At 68.0% G+C, this 15,081-nt stretch carries 19 protein-coding genes; 14 read left to right on the top strand and 5 right to left on the bottom strand.

Translation table 11 applies throughout. From position 1 onward, the window contains the following. Window positions 1–96: 96 nt before the first annotated feature. The 5 genes from rpsF (at window position 97) to dnaB (ending at window position 3,889) form a co-directional block, all read left to right on the top strand. A complete protein-coding gene (rpsF, locus tag ACGH48_RS18720; protein WP_111083667.1) occupies window positions 97–480 on the top strand; it encodes a 30S ribosomal protein S6 in 384 nt (127 codons plus the stop codon). Window positions 481–483: 3 nt separating this feature from the next. Continuing rightward, a complete protein-coding gene (locus ACGH48_RS18715) occupies window positions 484–1,071 on the top strand; it encodes a single-stranded DNA-binding protein (protein WP_123311310.1) in 588 nt (195 codons plus the stop codon). Window positions 1,072–1,121: 50 nt separating this feature from the next. Continuing rightward, a complete protein-coding gene (gene rpsR / locus ACGH48_RS18710; protein WP_017887834.1) occupies window positions 1,122–1,379 on the top strand; it encodes a 30S ribosomal protein S18 in 258 nt (85 codons plus the stop codon). Window positions 1,380–1,393: 14 nt separating this feature from the next. Beyond that, window positions 1,394–1,846 (top strand): 50S ribosomal protein L9, encoded by a 453-nt coding sequence (rplI, locus tag ACGH48_RS18705; RefSeq protein WP_111083665.1) that lies wholly within the window; start codon window positions 1,394–1,396, stop codon window positions 1,844–1,846. A gap of 678 nt (window positions 1,847–2,524) precedes the next feature. Further along, the gene (gene dnaB / locus ACGH48_RS18700; protein ID WP_111083664.1) at window positions 2,525–3,889 is read left to right on the top strand and encodes a replicative DNA helicase; all 1,365 of its coding nucleotides are present in this window, start codon (window positions 2,525–2,527) and stop codon (window positions 3,887–3,889) included. A gap of 832 nt (window positions 3,890–4,721) precedes the next feature. Here the strand turns inward: dnaB and ACGH48_RS18695 are convergent. The 3 genes from ACGH48_RS18695 to ACGH48_RS18685 form a co-directional block, all read right to left on the bottom strand. Further along, window positions 4,722–4,916: a hypothetical protein gene (locus tag ACGH48_RS18695; protein WP_148061717.1), complete on the bottom strand. Its 195-nt coding sequence runs from the start codon at window positions 4,914–4,916 to the stop codon at window positions 4,722–4,724. Between the two features lie 63 nt (window positions 4,917–4,979). Beyond that, entirely contained in the window at window positions 4,980–5,549 is a 570-nt protein-coding gene (locus ACGH48_RS18690) for a GNAT family N-acetyltransferase (RefSeq protein ID WP_396289708.1), read from the bottom strand. 101 nt (window positions 5,550–5,650) lie between these two features. Next, window positions 5,651–6,634, bottom strand: coding sequence for an aldo/keto reductase (locus ACGH48_RS18685; RefSeq protein WP_340196594.1), 984 nt, complete (start codon window positions 6,632–6,634; stop codon window positions 5,651–5,653). A gap of 90 nt (window positions 6,635–6,724) precedes the next feature. Between ACGH48_RS18685 and ACGH48_RS18680 the strand changes: the two genes are divergently transcribed. Both ACGH48_RS18680 and ACGH48_RS18675 read left to right on the top strand, forming a co-directional pair. Continuing rightward, complete coding sequence (locus ACGH48_RS18680; RefSeq protein WP_070417508.1) at window positions 6,725–7,132, top strand: MerR family transcriptional regulator; 408 nt, start codon at window positions 6,725–6,727, stop codon at window positions 7,130–7,132. A 167-nt stretch (window positions 7,133–7,299) separates the two neighbouring features. Beyond that, the gene (locus tag ACGH48_RS18675) at window positions 7,300–8,325 is read left to right on the top strand and encodes a S66 peptidase family protein (protein ID WP_396289706.1); all 1,026 of its coding nucleotides are present in this window, start codon (window positions 7,300–7,302) and stop codon (window positions 8,323–8,325) included. Window positions 8,326–8,364: 39 nt separating this feature from the next. Here the strand turns inward: ACGH48_RS18675 and ACGH48_RS18670 are convergent, their stop codons facing one another. Continuing rightward, entirely contained in the window at window positions 8,365–8,643 is a 279-nt protein-coding gene (locus tag ACGH48_RS18670) for a hypothetical protein (RefSeq protein ID WP_148061719.1), read from the bottom strand. 90 nt (window positions 8,644–8,733) lie between these two features. Here ACGH48_RS18670 and ACGH48_RS18665 point away from each other — a divergent pair, with 90 nt between their 5' ends. The 4 genes from ACGH48_RS18665 to ACGH48_RS18650 all read left to right on the top strand — a co-directional run bounded on the left by ACGH48_RS18665 (window position 8,734) and on the right by ACGH48_RS18650 (window position 11,740). Continuing rightward, entirely contained in the window at window positions 8,734–9,324 is a 591-nt protein-coding gene (locus tag ACGH48_RS18665; RefSeq protein ID WP_396289705.1) for an SH3 domain-containing protein, read from the top strand. A gap of 37 nt (window positions 9,325–9,361) precedes the next feature. Then, window positions 9,362–10,009 (top strand): Type 1 glutamine amidotransferase-like domain-containing protein, encoded by a 648-nt coding sequence (locus tag ACGH48_RS18660; RefSeq protein WP_396289704.1) that lies wholly within the window; start codon window positions 9,362–9,364, stop codon window positions 10,007–10,009. A 125-nt stretch (window positions 10,010–10,134) separates the two neighbouring features. After that, window positions 10,135–11,109: a nuclear transport factor 2 family protein gene (locus tag ACGH48_RS18655; protein WP_396289703.1), complete on the top strand. Its 975-nt coding sequence runs from the start codon at window positions 10,135–10,137 to the stop codon at window positions 11,107–11,109. 70 nt (window positions 11,110–11,179) lie between these two features. Then, a complete protein-coding gene (locus ACGH48_RS18650; protein ID WP_396289702.1) occupies window positions 11,180–11,740 on the top strand; it encodes an MOSC domain-containing protein in 561 nt (186 codons plus the stop codon). 37 nt (window positions 11,741–11,777) lie between these two features. Here ACGH48_RS18650 and ACGH48_RS18645 read toward each other — a convergent pair whose 3' ends face one another. After that, the gene (locus tag ACGH48_RS18645; RefSeq protein ID WP_396289701.1) at window positions 11,778–12,227 is read right to left on the bottom strand and encodes a MarR family winged helix-turn-helix transcriptional regulator; all 450 of its coding nucleotides are present in this window, start codon (window positions 12,225–12,227) and stop codon (window positions 11,778–11,780) included. Window positions 12,228–12,399: 172 nt separating this feature from the next. Here ACGH48_RS18645 and ACGH48_RS18640 point away from each other — a divergent pair, with 172 nt between their 5' ends. From ACGH48_RS18640 to ACGH48_RS18630, 3 genes are all read left to right on the top strand, one after another. Continuing rightward, window positions 12,400–13,053 carry a hypothetical protein gene (locus ACGH48_RS18640; protein ID WP_396289700.1) on the top strand — a complete coding sequence of 218 codons (654 nt, stop codon included), beginning with the start codon at window positions 12,400–12,402 and terminating at the stop codon, window positions 13,051–13,053. A gap of 159 nt (window positions 13,054–13,212) precedes the next feature. Next, complete coding sequence (locus ACGH48_RS18635; protein WP_396289698.1) at window positions 13,213–14,097, top strand: S26 family signal peptidase; 885 nt, start codon at window positions 13,213–13,215, stop codon at window positions 14,095–14,097. Further along, window positions 14,094–14,948 carry a LamG domain-containing protein gene (locus ACGH48_RS18630; protein ID WP_396289697.1) on the top strand — a complete coding sequence of 285 codons (855 nt, stop codon included), beginning with the start codon at window positions 14,094–14,096 and terminating at the stop codon, window positions 14,946–14,948. The genes ACGH48_RS18635 and ACGH48_RS18630 overlap by 4 nt, the downstream gene beginning before the upstream one ends. Window positions 14,949–15,081 lie beyond the last annotated feature (133 nt).

The raw sequence follows: 15,081 nt of genomic DNA, 5'->3' as shown, positions 1-15,081 counted from the left end.
TTGCCCGGCGCGTGTCTGCGTGCCGTGGCACATGCATCAACCCTCCTGCCCCGGGAACTGCCCGGGGCCGCTGAGACCAGAGGAGGTGGGTTCCGCATGCACCAGTACGAACTGATGGCGATCCTCGACCCCGAGATCGATGAGCGCACCGTCGCTCCCAGCCTGGACAAGTTCCTCGCTGTCATCCGCAACGACGGTGGCACCGTCGACAACGTGGACGTCTGGGGCCGTCGCCGGCTCGCTTACGAGATCGCCAAGAAGTCCGAGGGCATCTACGCCGTCGTCGACTTCACGTCCTCCCCCGAGGCCGCCAAGGAGCTCGACCGTCAGCTCGGTCTCTCCGAGGCCGTGCTCCGCACGAAGGTCCTCCGCGCCGAAGAGGGCATCGCGCAGGTCGCCGCCCAGAAGCAGCGCGACGAGGCACGTGCGGCCCGCAAGGCCGCCAACGCGTCCGCAACCGCGACCGCGAGCGCCGAGTAACCCGTGGCCGGCGAAACCGTCATCACGGTGGTGGGCAACCTCACCGCGGACCCCGAGCTGCGCTACACGCAGAACGGGCTCGCGGTGGCGAACTTCACCATCGCCTCCACGCCTCGCACGTTCGACCGTCAGGCGAACGAGTGGAAGGACGGCGACGCGCTGTTCCTCCGCGCGAGTGTGTGGCGGGAGTTCGCCGAGCACGTGGCGGGGTCACTGACGAAGGGCTCGCGCGTCATCGCGCAGGGTCGTCTGCGTCAGCGTTCCTACCAGGACCGTGAGGGTCAGCAGCGCACGAGCATCGAGCTCGAGGTCGACGAGATCGGCCCGTCGCTCCGGTACGCGACCGCACAGATCACCCGCGCAGCGGGTGGCGGCGGCGGTCGTGGCCAGGTCGGCGGCGGCAACGGCGGCGGTCAGCAGGGCGGCGGCAACGGCGGCTGGAACAACAACGGTGGCGGCAACGCCTCCGCTGGTGGCCAGTCCGACGAGCCGTGGTCCCCGCAGGGTGGCCAGCAGGGCGGCGGCAACGCACAGTCGAACGACGTGTGGAGCACCCCCGGCGGCAACTTCGACGACGAGACCCCCTTCTGATCCCTCGGGTTCCGACGGACACACAACTCTTCTTCTAAGGACAAATCACTATGGCTGGAAAGAGCACCGGCGACCGCCGGAAGCCTCGCGGCAAGGGCGGCAAGAACGCCGCTCCCGCGAAGTCGATCAAGGTCGGCGTCATCGACTACAAGGACGTTGCGACCCTTCGCAAGTTCATCTCGGAGCGTGGAAAGATCCGTGCCCGTCGCATCACCGGCGTCTCCGTCCAGGAGCAGCGCCTCATCGCCCGTGCCGTGAAGAACGCCCGTGAGATGGCGCTCCTCCCCTACGCCGGCTCCGGCCGCTGATCGGAGGTCGACACATGTCGAAGCTCATCCTCACCCACGAGGTCTCCGGCCTCGGTTCCGCTGGTGACGTCGTCGACGTCAAGAACGGCTACGCCCGCAACTACCTCATCCCCCAGGGCTTCGCTGTCGCGTGGTCCAAGGGCGGCGAGAAGCAGGTCGAGTCGATCCGTGCCGCGCGCACCGCGCGTGAGCTCGCCACCATCGAAGAGGCGCAGGACCTCAAGATGAAGCTCGAGAACGCGACCATCTCCCTGGCGGTCAAGGCCGGCAAGGACGGCCGTCTGTTCGGCTCCGTCCGTCCGGGCGACGTCGCTGACGCCGTCCAGGCGCAGGGCGTCGGCTCGCTCGACAAGCGCAAGGTCGAGGTCCCCGCGACCATCAAGACCGTCGGTGACCACGAGGCCACCGTGCGTCTGCGCGAGGACATCACTGCCGTGATCTCGCTCAAGGTCGTCGCTGCCAAGTAGCACTGACGTTCCGCTCCACGACGGGCGGGTCTCCTCCGGGAGGCCCGTCCGTCGTTGCGTTGGCGGGTGCTCCGCGTGGTGCGCGGCGCGGGGCGCGGGGCGCGCGGGTGCGGGGCGCGTGGCGCGCGTGGCTTCACTTGGTGAGCAGAAAAGGTCGGGTCCCGATCCCCCACTCGACATCTTCTGCTCACCATCAACGCACGGTCGTCCAGAACGGCCGGGAGGCCCGGCTCGGCTTGTACGGGCGGGTTCGGCTTGGCTGGCTGGTTACCTCTCAGGCCCGGTCCGGCTTGCTGGGAACGGCCCGAGAACACTTCCCACAGGAGGGGCACTTGTCAAGTCGTTTTACACAGCAGAAACGTGTCAAATCGGAACCTTCAACGCCTACTTGAACCCCACTTTTCCACACATGGTGTGAACCGGAAAACCCCAGGTCAAGTGGTCGAAAGTGTGTTCCCATGGGTCTGTTTCCACAGGACCATCCACAGTTGTCCACACAGCATCCCGGCGTGTTCCGCAATCTGTCCACAGAGTTATCCACAGGGCCGTTTGTTGGGGATAACTCTGCGGCCGTAGCTTGGCCCAGCGACTCGGGGATGTCGGTTGCTGGGGGTAGAAAGTCGTTGCGGGTGTCGGACCGTCGTGTCCGGTCCCGCGTCGTTCAACAGAGGAGAGAGTGTGTCGATCGCGCATCTTGAGCCCGCACCGCAGGAGTACGCGGAGCGCGGCATGGAACGCACCCCGCCGCACGACCTGCTGGCCGAGCAGTCGACCATCGGCGGCATGCTGCTGTCGAAGGACGCCGTCGCCGACGTCATTGAGACGGCCCGTGGCGTGGACTTCTACGTCCCCAAGCACGAGGTCATCTTCGACGCGATCCTGTCGCTCTACTCGCACGGCGAGCCCACCGACGTCATCGCCGTCACCGACGAGCTGACCAAGACCGGACTGCTGTCCCGTGGCGGTGGCGCCGAGTACCTGCACAGCGTCACGAGCATGGTGCCGACCGCGGCGAACGCCGGGTACTACGCCGGCATCGTCGCCGAGAAGGCCGTCCTCCGTCGCCTCGTCGACGCCGGTACGCGCATCGTGCAGATGGGGTACGCGTCCGAGGGAGAGGTCACCGACCTCGTCAACAGCGCCCAGGCTGAGGTCTACAACGTCGCAGGCGGCGTGCAGACCGAGGACTACGTGCCGCTGACCGACGCCATCTCGGCCGCCCTCGACGAGATCGAGGCCGCCAAGGGGCGCGACGGCCAGATGACCGGTGTGCCGACCGGCTTCGCGCAGCTCGACGGCCTGACGAACGGCTTCCACCCGGGGCAGCTCATCATCGTCGCCGCACGACCGGCGCTCGGTAAGTCCACCCTCGCGCTCGACCTGTGCCGCGCAGCCGCGATCAAGCACGACCAGACCGCCGCCTTCTTCTCGCTCGAGATGGGTCGCGCCGAGATCGCGATGCGACTCCTGTCCGCCGAGACCAGCGTGCCGCTGCAGAACATGCGCAAGGGCACCGTCGACTCCCGCGACTGGACCACCATCGCGCAGACCCGCGGCCGCATCAACGACGCCCCGTTCTTCATCGACGACTCCCCCAACATGACGCTCGTCGAGATCCGCGCCAAGTGCCGTCGACTCAAGCAGCAGCACAACCTCAAGCTCGTCGTCATCGACTACCTGCAGCTGATGACCTCGGGCAAGAAGGTCGAGAGCCGCCAGCAAGAGGTCTCCGAGTTCTCGCGTGCGCTGAAGCTGATGGCGAAGGAGCTCCAGGTCCCCGTCATCGCGCTGTCGCAGCTGAACCGTGGCCCCGAGCAGCGTGCCGACAAGAAGCCCGCGATCTCCGACCTGCGTGAGTCCGGGTCGATCGAGCAGGACGCCGACATGGTCATCCTGCTGCACCGCGAGTCGGCGTACGAGAAGGACAACCCGCGGCAGGGTGAGGCCGACCTGATCGTGGCGAAGCACCGCAACGGGCCGACGGACACCATCACCGTGGCGTTCCACGGGATGTTCTCGCGGTTCGTGGACATGCCGCAGTAGTCGCGTTCTCGTTCGCCAGCTGACTTGTCCGACTGCCACTCAACGTGTCTGAAGTACGGAAGTGGACACGTTGTCTGGTAGCACAGACTGACGACGCTGTCGGGTCAGACAAGCCTGCTTCAATCGTCTCGAGGCGTCCGTATGGCGTACGTGAACTGCGAAAGTACGCGGACTACCTATTTGAGACGGTGTCGGCCCCGGACCAGGGCAGTCGGAGTCGGGGCCGCCCGCAGGCGCCCGGACGTCCACTGAAGGACCGGCTATCGGACGCGCTGAGGTCCGCTTGATCGGCGGCGACGGCGGACCCAGAGCGCGAGGAACACGACCTCCATCGCTGCCAGTGGGAGCAAGGACCAAACGGCCCATGTCGCGCCCACCAGGATTGCGACCAACGCCGCCACACTTAGAACTGCGGCGATGATGACACCGCCGCCCACGAAGCCCCGCTTCATCGCATCGACTTCTTGTTCAGTGACCATCGCCGGACCTCCGAAACCGAGTCTGTCAGTCACATGCTCACTTGTACCGCCAGCCGATCGACTACCGAACGGCGGCGCGCGCGGAAGAACTAGTCTGACGAGGCAGGCTGGACGAGGGTTTACCTCGGCGGGTTGCGATCGATCGGAGCGTCGTGTTCACCCCTACCTCTCACTACCTGGCTGTGATGAACCCTGGCGGAAGTATCCCGTTTCCCATCTGGATCGTCATCGTCCTGGCGCTCGTGGCAGTAGGCGGTGTCCTCGCCTTCAAACGAGGACGACGGAAGTAACGTCGTGGGCCTGACTCCGGCCGGCCCGATGCGAGGCCGCTGGCTCCATGATCACTCGAACCCCTACCCCGATGTGGTGAACATCCCGAGGAGCACCCCGGCGGCGGCGAGCACCCATCCGCTGATGATGATCGGGAACCACGGAAGCTTCTTCCGGTAGAGCTTGCCTGTTCGGCGGTAGTCGATGAGGTAGTAGACGATGCCGCTCGCGAACGGCAGCGCGCCGATGATGAACAGGGTGATGGCGAGAGAACGCATGCTGTCGATCTTGCCCACGTGACGTGGACGAGGCATCGCGGCGCTGTCTCATTAGCCGATCGGCTACCGGACGGTTCGAGTGGTAGCCCGCTCGCGATCGAGCATGGCGTACTGGTAGCCATCGACCCAGCACAGGTCGGCGTGCCAGGAGTCCTCGACGCCGTGCTGCTCACGTCGCATGCCGTTCTTCTCGAGGACGCGGGCTGAGGCGATGTTGTCGGCGTTGCAACTCGCCGTGACGCGTCGGAGCCGGAGCACGTCGAACGCTGCGGTCAGGAGACCGCGGACCAAGTCCGTTCCGAGTCCGCGTCCTGCGAGGTCGGGTCGCAGCATGTATCCGATGACCCCTTGTGTGCCTTGGGGCATCCCTGGTTGCCCCAGGGCGTCGACGACGTCGAAGAACCCCAAGCCGGCGACCCGGCCGTCCAAGTCAGCGATGCACGAGTAGTCGATGTCGCTGTCGGGGATGCTCGCCCACTCTTGGGCGTAGACGTCCGGGTCGACGGAGGTGCGGAGCATGAACCGATTTACAACCGGGTTGTTCCGAAGCGCGACGAGCGTGTCTGCATCCTCGGGCCGAGGGGCGCGGAGGAGGAGGCCGGCGCTCCGAGCGGGCCAAGGAGAGCTGTTCACGCTGTCATCCTCCCAGGAGCCCGGCTCGGCGACCGATCGGCTACCAGACAGCAGAAGAGACCCGCGGCACTTCCTGGGTACTGCGGGTCGCTCTGGCTGGATCAGCCCCGATCGCGTGCCATTCCTGCCTCGGTGTTGCGTGGTCCGACAGCGACGCCGTGCGGGGAAGCAGCTTCGATGCGGTCGAGATCGCTCGTGGTGAGCACCACGTCAGCAGCGGCGACGTTCTCCTCGACCCGTGACGCTTTGGTCGTGCCCGGGATCGGGACCGTGTTGGCTTGGATCAGCCACGCCAGCGCAAGCTGCGCGGTCGTCACACCCTTCTCATCAGCGATGACCTTCAGCGCCTCGACGACGCGCAGATTCGCGTCGATGGCTTCGTCGGAGAACCTGGGGAGGTTTCGCCGCGCATCTCCTTCGGGGAGGTCGTCCTTCCGAGTGACGGTGCCCGAGAGGAACCCACGTCCGAGCGGCGAGAACGGCACGAACCCGATCCCGAGCTCCGCGGCGGTGTCGAGGACACCATTGTGTTCGGTGTCGCGCTCGAACAGGCTGTACTCGGACTGGATCGCAGTGATCGGGAATGTCGCGTGTGCACGGCGCAGGGTCTCGGATGAGGTCTCGGAGACGCCGATGTAGCGGGCCTTACCAGCGGTGACCGCTTCAGCCATCGCGCCGACCGTGTCCTCGATCGGCACGTTCGGGTCGGCTCGGTGCAGGTACCAGAGGTCGACATGGTCGGTGCCGAGGTGACGGAGGGACCTGTCGATCGCTCGACGCGCATGTTCTGGGGACCCGTCGAGTCCGATCGGGGTGCCGTCGTCGGTGAAGTCGGTGGCGAACTTCGATGCGACGACCACACGGTCCCGATCCCCGCCGAGCACGCGTCCGAGGAGCTTCTCGTTCTCGAACGGCCCGTACGCCTCCGCGGTGTCGAACAGGGTGACCCCGAGGTCGAGGGCCCGTCGGATGGTGTCCACGGAGCCCGCTTCGGTCGCGCCGCCGTAGTAGGCACTCATACCCATGCACCCGAGGCCGAGCGCGGACGTGACGAGGCCCTGGGAGCCGAGAGGGATCTGCTGCATGCGTGTTCTCCGTTCGTCGCCGGGAGCACCCGGACGCCGTCGACCCTCCACCCTGGTGTGCACACCATGTCAAGTGGAAGACTCGACCTCATGCTGCTTCCCGAGGTCCACGTCAACGAGCCGGTCACGATCAGCGCCGCCGCGGACCTACTCGGCATCACGGTCGACACGATCCGGTACTACGAGAAGGAAGGGATCGCACCGGCGGCGGAGCGCGGTCCGGATGGGTGGCGGCGGTACGACACGGCGGCGCTGAGCTGGCTGGCCGGGACGGTGATGCTCCGCGGCACCGGGATGAGCATGCAGGAGATGCGCGAGTACGCGGCCGCGTACCGGGCCGGCGCTGACGACGTCGCACGGCTCGCGCTCCTCGAGCAGCACCACGAGGCCGTCCTCGCCCGGCAAGCCGAGGTGTGGCGACACCTCGCGGCACTGGAACGGAAGATCGCGGCATACCGCGAAACCATCGCCGTGAGCGACACCCACTCGACAATGTGACCCCTCGCCCGGACACGACAGACGACAGTCGATGCCCCGTCTCGATGGACGATCGGCTACCGGGCAGATGCATCGACATCTCCTGGTTACCCCGGTGAGTGGCCGAGATTGCGGAACCGGTGCACCGTCGCTTCGGGACATGATCAGGAGGCCGTTACGGTCGAACCATGGCGAGCATCACCTACCCAGCGCCGCTCCGCGCAGGGGGACGCATCGAGGTTCCGGCACCGTCGATGGGCATCCCCGCGCATCTCCTCGAGCGGTTGCAGGCTGCGGTCGATGCGCTCACGACCCTCGGTTTCGACGTTCGACTGCGCCCGCACGCGGTGACGGGTGGTCTGACCCCGGCGCCGGCTGCTGCGCGAGCGGAAGACCTGCACGCTGCGTTCGAGGAAGCTGACGTCGTCCTTCCACCATGGGGCGGGGAGCTCGCCATCGAGTTGGTCGAGGGGATCGACTGGAACGTCCTCGCCGAAGCTCGCCCGTGGTTCGTGGGGTGGTCGGACATCTCGACGTTGCTGTTGCCCCTGACCACGCGGACCGGGCTCGCAACGCTCCACGGCGCGAACCTCATGGATGAGCCGTACGAGCTGCCCACCGAGTTCGCGCGGTGGACCGCCGTCGCGGGGCTCCCGCCGAACAGCACCTTCGAGCAGTACAGCGCACCTCGCCGACGCAGCCGTCCGTGGGGAGCGTGGGCGGACGAGCCGTTGGACCGCGATCGGGCCTACGACGCCCCCACGAGGTGGCGGCCCCTCGACGGAACGGATGACCTGAGGATGCGCGGCCGTCTGATCGGTGGCTGCCTCGAAACAGTGTCGTTGCTCGCCGGAACGCCCTACGGTGACGTGCCTGCATTCGCGCGGAAGTACGCCCCGGAGGGCACGATCGTCTACCTCGAAGCGGCGGAGTCCAACGCGATCACCGTCCTTCGGATGCTTGCCTCACTGCGTCTCGCGGGCTGGTTCGATGACGCGAACGGCATCCTGATCGGGCGTACCGACGGCACCGCATCGCCTGAACTGAGCCAGGAAGACGCCGTGCGACACGCGCTGGGCGACCTCGACGTGCCGGTACTCCTCGACTTCGACACCGGGCACCAGCCTCCGCAGATGCCACTGGTGAACGGCGCCCTGGCAGAAGTCCGACTCAACGGAGCGGACAGTTCGATCGTGCAGCACCTGGTCCCGTGATGCGACCGCTCGGCGATCCCCCAACCGAACGCGTCGGAGCTACAGGCCCTTGCGCTTGTTGGTCTCCCAGTACCCGAGTACGACGTCGTGCTCTTCCGGCAGCTCTCGTTCCACGAGGAGGAGGAGACGACGTCCTTGGCGTTCGTGGAAGCGGGCGGCGGCCTCGGTCGGCCAGCCCGTTTCGATACCGTAGTTCTCGGTGAAGTCGCGGGCCCAGGCAAGGATCTCGCTCGTGAGTCGCGGCGAGAAGGACGGTGTGCCCTCGGCGCACGGCCCGTCTTCGTCCCACAGCGGCCAATCGACGCTGTACTCGTTCATCAGCCGGTAGTGCACATCCGAAGGATCGCACAGGTCGGAACCGTTTCCGATGGCCGCCGGTTGTCCACGGACACCGGGTAACGTCCGAGCATGTCGTCTTGGTGGGACCGCACCGATCCGACGGACCGCCCGGAGTTGACGAACCGTGCTCCCGCCGGGCTCGTCGAATCGTGGTGGAACGTCGTTGCAGGGGCCGTCCTGCTGATCGGACTGCCAGTGATCGTGCTCAGTGGGGGCTTCAGTCCGGCGCGCATCGCGTTCGCACTCTTCGGCCTGGCCATCATGGTGGCGCTTGAGCTCGTCTTCGTGCGGAAGCTCACGCGGCGGATCGCAGGCCGGCGAGCCCTTCGCCTGGTGACTGCTGATCACGAGGTCCCAGAACGCGCGCCGTTGACGATCAGGCCGGGCGACGTCGTCCAGGTCGGAGCTCGCGACACTGAGTGGCCCGCTTTCGTGTTCGTGACGACCGAACACGGAACGGGATGGGTTCCCGCGCGCCACCTCGACATCGACGGTTCGGCAGGTACCGTCCGCGTCGGGTACGACACCACCGAGCTTCCCGCGAGTTCCGGTGAGATCGTCGACCTCGTGGCGGACGATCCTGAAAGCGGCTGGTCCTGGTGTCGGAACGCCGACGGTCGTGAAGGGTGGCTACCGCACCGCGTCCTCACTGCTGCATGACCGATCGTGTCGGCGGGGCCCTCTACAGTCACGCAGCGTGAAGATCCTCCTGCTCTCCCGCAACACCGGGGCGATCCTGCCCTTCCTGACCGAGCCGGACGGCGCAGATCCAGCGCTCGACCGGTTCCGGATCGCCTACGTCGATGACGCGCAGCAGGCATTCACGGGCGCCCCGTTCGTCGAAGCGGAACGCGCGGCCATCGCAGCGCTCGCTGGCGAGGTCGTCCCGGTCACCGTGCGCGGAACCGAGAACCACCGGTTCGACCAGATCCTCGCGGGTGTCGACGCCGTGTACGTCGCCAGCGGAAGCACCTTCGCGCTCCTCGAGGCTCTGCGGGTGAGCGGGAACGACGAGGTGTTGGTGGAGCACGTCCGGGCTGGTCTGCCGTACATCGGCGCGAGCGCCGGCTCGATCGTGGCCGGACCGGACGTGACCCCAGCATCCTTGATGGACGATCCTGCTGACGGGCCTGCTCTCACCGACCACACCGGCCTCGCGTTGGTCGACCAGACGGTGGTCCCGCACGCGGACGGCCTCCTGCCGCCGTACCCGCCGGAACTCATCCAGGAGACCCTCGACACGTACCGCGACTCCTACGCCTTGGTCCCGCTCGACGACGACCAGGCGCTGGCCGTGGACGGCGGGCGAACGCGTGTCATCAGGTCCGACACGATTCCGGGGTGAGCCGTCTTGTCGGCGGCGCAGCGCACGGGCTCCCAGGATCACGAGTAGTTGTCACGTCACCAACCTGAGCGGATCACTCGGAAAGTTGGCGCTGCGTTCCAGGCTGCGCTTGCATCGTGGTGCTCGTGACGAACCTCCGAACGACCTTCCTCGCACGCGGCCTCGCCGTGCTCGCGGGTACTGCCCTCTTCGCCGGACTGCACGTCTCCGGATCAGCCTCCGCGTCGACCGACGCTCCCGCCACCTCCGCCACGACCTCGACGTCCACCAATGCCTCGATCGCGAACGGCGGGACGACCGCCAGCCGCCACGACACGGCCACCGAACACCGGAACGCCTGCCGCATCCACCGCCTCCTGACCGGCACCTTCTCGGCTCCCGACAGCCGCTCCGCGAAGCGGCTCGCGGCGAAGGACGTAGCCCCGGACGCGGTGACGCACGCAGCCGGAGCAAGCACCGGGCCGAGCGGGATCCTCGCCCAGTTCGCGGCCGACCGTGCCCGTGTGCCCGGCGCCCACGCCGTCATCAAGCACCTGGCAGCCGACGGTGACCTGGTCGCCGTGCACTGGCAGATCGCGCCGGACCCGAAGGACGAACGACGGGGTGAGGCCGCGGTCGACCTGTTCCGTCTCGCGAACGGCCGCGTCGTCGAGCACTGGTCCCTGGATCAGCAGATCGCCACGGGGAAGCCGGCCAGCGGCAACACGAACACGATGTTCAGCGATCTGTACCGCCCCGCACACCGGACGAAGGCGCCGACGGAACGGCAGGAAGAGCGCAACCGCGTCCTCGCGGTCAGGGCCTACGACAGCCTGTTCCGTGACCACGACGTGTCGGTGCTCGACCGCGACTTCGACCCGGCCTACCTGCAGCACAACCCGGTGGCGCCGAACGGCACGGCCGCGCTGAAGCAACTGTTCGCGGGTGGCGCGCAGTTCCCGGCGCAGCAGTCGGTCATCTCCCTGTCCGACGGCGACATCGTCTGGACGTTCTCGCAGCGCGTCGACGCGAAGTCGGGTGACCCGATCCTCGCCGCCGACCTCTTCCGTGTCGACGGCGGGAAGATCCGTGAGCACTGGGACGTGGTGCCGGCCAGCTGAGCGCGGGCATCCGAACGAACGACCCAGCATCACCGATGCGCCGGTCCCGGACCTGCGCCAGAATCGGACCATGACCGACAACCGTGACGAGCAGCCGCGCGTGATCGCCGTGAGCCGGGACGACGTCCATCGGTTCAGCAAGCCCGTGGTCGACGAGGTCACCCTGGTCGAGGGGTGGGGCATCGAGGGCGATGCGCATGCCGGGACGACCGTCCAGCACCGGTCTCGCGTCGCGCGTGACCCCTCCCAGCCGAACCTGCGTCAGGTCCACCTGCTCCACGCCGAGGTCTTCGACGAGGTCGCCGAGGCCGGGTTCCGCGTCGAGCCCGGCCAGATGGGCGAGAACGTCACGACCCGCGGGGTCGACCTGCTCGGCCTGCCCACCGGGACGCTGCTGCACCTCGGCGACGAGGCGTGCGTCCGTGTGACGGGCCTGCGCAACCCGTGCCAGCAGATCAACGGGTTCGAACCGGGGCTGTTGCGCGAGGTGCTCGGGCGGGACGAGGACGGTGCGCTGGTGCGCAAGGGCGGCGTGATGAGCGTCGTCGTGACCGGCGGTGTCGTCCGCACGGGTGACCGCATCCGGGTCGAGCTGCCCACCGGCGAGCAGCAGGCGCTGCAGCCGGTCTGACGGGCACCCGAGCGCCAGAGCACGCGAGCTCGGCGCCCTACTCCCCCGCCACCGCAGCCTGCTCGTACAGACTCGTCGCCAGGTCGTTGAGCACCTCGTGCAGCTCCCCACCGTGCGTGCCGTCGACCGCTCGGAGCATGGCGGCGTAGCGCTGCCGGTAGTCCGCGACGACGTCGTCGCCGGCCGGCAGCAGCCGCAGCAGCGATCCACGCCGGTCGTTCGGGTTCGGCGCGCGCTCGAGGAGTCCGGCGGTGCTCATCCGGTCGATCATGTTCGTCACCGCGCCCGAGGTCAGGCCGAGGTAGCCGGCGACCTCCGTCGGCGTGGAGTACCCGGTGTCGCTGATGAGCACGAGCGCCCGGAGGGCGTTCTCGTGTACCCCGGCGCGGGCGCTGAGCTGGTTCACCAGGCTCGCGTTCGCGCGCACGACAGCGGTGAACGCGGCCATCAGGTCGGCGGCGTCGTCATCGGGTGCGGCGGGTGTCACGGGGGAATCCTTCCATGTCCGGAACCAGGGGGACACGAGCGTCCCCCGCACTGGGGTAGGTGTGCGAGTGGCTAACTTGGTCAACCAATGACTATCTTAATGATTGAAGCAAAACAGCCCGAATGCCTTGCTTCCCCAGTCACCGAGAACCACCGAACCGATGAGGTACACCGTGTCCACCAAGCTCCGCACCTCCGCACTGAAGCGGATCCGCTTCGCACCCGTGGCCCTGCTGGCCGGCATCTTCGCCGCGGTGCTCCTCTCCCTCTCGCTCACCGGTACCCTGTCCGGGTTCGCGGCGAGCATCACGAACAGCAGCAACACCGCCGGCAGCGGCACGCTGATCATGCAGGAGCAGAACGCCGGCGCGACCGTCACCTGCCTCAGCACCGACGGTGGTTCGGTCTCGACGAACTCCGCGACCTGCTCGACGATCAACAAGTTCGGCGGCAGCACCACGATGACGCCGGGCAACACGGTGAACACCGCGATCTCCATCAAGAACACCGGGACCGCGGCCGCCAGCACCTTCACGCTGAACCCCGGCGCCACCTGCACCCAGTCGGCGAACGGCTCGGCCAACGGCACCGCGACCGACCTCTGCGCCAAGATGAACCTGGTCATCACCTCCGGCTCGACCACCGTCTTCAGCGGCACGCTCGCCAGCTTCAAGGGCGCCGCAGCGTCGGCCTTCACGATGCCGCAGGCCCCGGTCGCCGGTGCCAGCGTCCCGTTCAACTTCGCGGTGACCCTCGACTCGTCGGCCGGCAACACCTACCAGGGCCTCGCGGCCTCGGTCCCCATGACCTGGACGTTCACGGCCTGATCCCGCTCCGGGCCGGCACCCCCCAAGCCGTCCCGGGACGTCCCGTGACCCCAGACCGGCGACGCTCGACCGACCCCCCTCCGGCCGAGCGTCGCCACCCCCGTCCCACCGAGCGCAGCAGGCGCTGAGCCGCACCCCACCGAGCCGCAGGAGCACGACATGAGCCAGACCGCAGCGATCCCGCTCAGCGGCACGCTCGACCGTCCGGTCCTCCGGGGTCGTGCGGTCACCCGCTCCGAGTCCGTCCTCGCCTGGTTGCTCGCCCTGGTCGCCGCTCTGCTGCTCACTGCGGCGATCCTGTTCCTGTCCGCCGGCGGCCGCTGGTTCGTCGTCGAGACCCCCTCGATGGGTGAGGCCGCCCCGGTCGGCACCCTGGTGCTCGACCTGCCGGTCGACGTCACCACCCTGCACGTCGGCGAGATCGTCTCGTTCGAGACCTCCGCCAACCCGGACGTCGTCTACACGCACCGCATCGTCGCGATCGACGCCGACGGCGGTCTGCACACGCGCGGCGACGTGAACGGCGCCGTCGACCCGTGGACGCTCTCGCAGGCCGACGTGATCGGTACCCCGGCGCTCCTGGTCCCGCACCTCGGCTGGCTGTTCCGCGCCGCTCCGATCCTGCTCATCGGCACGCTCCTGATCCTCACCCTGACCAGCGCCTTCACGGACCGGGTGACCCGTACCTGCCTCCGGATCGCCGGCTCCGCGCTGACGGTCTCGTACGCCGCGTTCGTCCTCAAGCCGTTCGTCAACGTGACGACCATCACGAACACCTCGAGCCCGACGGGAGTCGAGGCCACCGTCATCTCGTCCGGCATCTTCCCGGTCCGCGTCGACGCCCACGGCGGCAACACCGTGCACCTGGTCGACGGCGAGGTCGGCCGCGTCGTCATCCACGAGCTGACCCGCAACGGGCACTACCAGCTGACGTCGAACATCGATCTCGACCCGCTCGGGTGGGTGGCGCTCATCGCCCTGTGCCTGGTCCCGCTCGTGGCCTGCCTGGCGGTCGGCCGCGTCGAGGCGGTGCGTCCCTCGTGATTCTCCGGCACCTGCGCGACGGCCGCGTCGTCGCCCTCCTGCTCGCGGTCGCCCTGGCCGTCGTCGTCCTGCTGAACCAGTTCGCGCCGACGCGCTCGGCCTACAGCGCCACTGTGCGGAACGACACGAACACGGCCGCGACCGCCCCGTACTTCACCTGCACGGGAGCCGTCGGAGCGGACACGGCGAACGCCCTGTTCGCGTACCGGCTCACCGAGTCGTCGAACGCCAGGACCGCCACGGACTGGTCCGGTCGCGGTGTGAACGGCACCTACCAGGGCTCGATGACGGCGGCCACCCCCGACCCGATCGCCTGCCCGCGCGACACCGGCAGCGCCTACGTGCTGAACGGCTCGACCAGCTACGTCACCGCCTCGCGCTCGTACGCCAACCCGACCACCTTCAGCGAAGAGGTCTGGTTCAGGACGACGGTCGCCGGCGGGCAGCTCATCGGCTTCGGCAGCAGCCAGACCGGTGGATCCGGCCAGCACGACCGGAAGCTCTACCTCAACACCAGTGGACAGCTCGCGTTCGGCACCTACAGCGGGACGACCCAGGTCGTCACGTCGCCCAAGGCGTACACGGACGGCACGTGGCACCACGCCGTGACGACGATGTCGCCGACGAACGGCATGCGTCTCTACGTCGACGGCACGCTGGTCGCCTCGAACGCTGCGTTCAAGGCCCCCGAGAACTTCACCGGCTACTTCCGCATCGGGTACGACACCGTCAGCGGGTGGCCGGGCTCCCCCGCGAACCCCTACTTCACCGGGTCCATGCGGTACGCGGCCGTCTACGGGACGGAACTGTCGGCCACCCAGGTCGCCGCCCACGCAGCAGCCGGCCGCTGACGCGCCCAGAGCGGACGGGAGGCCCGTGGCGGGCCCGCCACGGGCCTCCCGTCCGTCCGCGGTCGCGCCCACCCCGCCGCGCGAGGTTCCGAGATCTCGGAACCTCGCGCGCGTGCAGCGCCCCGATCGGAAC

The sequence above is a fragment of the Curtobacterium pomorum genome (assembly GCF_044497295.1).
GTDB lineage: Bacteria > Actinomycetota > Actinomycetes > Actinomycetales > Microbacteriaceae > Curtobacterium.
Note: the sequence above shows the minus strand (reverse complement) of the source record. Positions and strands in the feature narration are given on the sequence as shown.

Excerpts from the sequence above, each read along its gene's own strand:
- rplI (WP_111083665.1), top strand. The coding sequence starts at position 1,394 with ATGTCGAAGCTCATCCTCACCCACGAGGTCTCCGGCCTCGGTTCCGCT.
- ACGH48_RS18695 (WP_148061717.1), bottom strand. The coding sequence starts at position 4,916 with ATGCGTTCTCTCGCCATCACCCTGTTCATCATCGGCGCGCTGCCGTTC.
- ACGH48_RS18680 (WP_070417508.1), top strand. The coding sequence starts at position 6,725 with ATGCTGCTTCCCGAGGTCCACGTCAACGAGCCGGTCACGATCAGCGCC.
- ACGH48_RS18650 (WP_396289702.1), top strand. The coding sequence starts at position 11,180 with ATGACCGACAACCGTGACGAGCAGCCGCGCGTGATCGCCGTGAGCCGG.
- ACGH48_RS18675 (WP_396289706.1), top strand. The coding sequence starts at position 7,300 with ATGGCGAGCATCACCTACCCAGCGCCGCTCCGCGCAGGGGGACGCATC.
- rpsR (WP_017887834.1), top strand. The coding sequence starts at position 1,122 with ATGGCTGGAAAGAGCACCGGCGACCGCCGGAAGCCTCGCGGCAAGGGC.
- ACGH48_RS18670 (WP_148061719.1), bottom strand. The coding sequence starts at position 8,643 with ATGAACGAGTACAGCGTCGATTGGCCGCTGTGGGACGAAGACGGGCCG.
- rpsF (WP_111083667.1), top strand. The coding sequence starts at position 97 with ATGCACCAGTACGAACTGATGGCGATCCTCGACCCCGAGATCGATGAG.
- ACGH48_RS18685 (WP_340196594.1), bottom strand. The coding sequence starts at position 6,634 with ATGCAGCAGATCCCTCTCGGCTCCCAGGGCCTCGTCACGTCCGCGCTC.
- ACGH48_RS18635 (WP_396289698.1), top strand. The coding sequence starts at position 13,213 with ATGAGCCAGACCGCAGCGATCCCGCTCAGCGGCACGCTCGACCGTCCG.
- ACGH48_RS18665 (WP_396289705.1), top strand. The coding sequence starts at position 8,734 with ATGTCGTCTTGGTGGGACCGCACCGATCCGACGGACCGCCCGGAGTTG.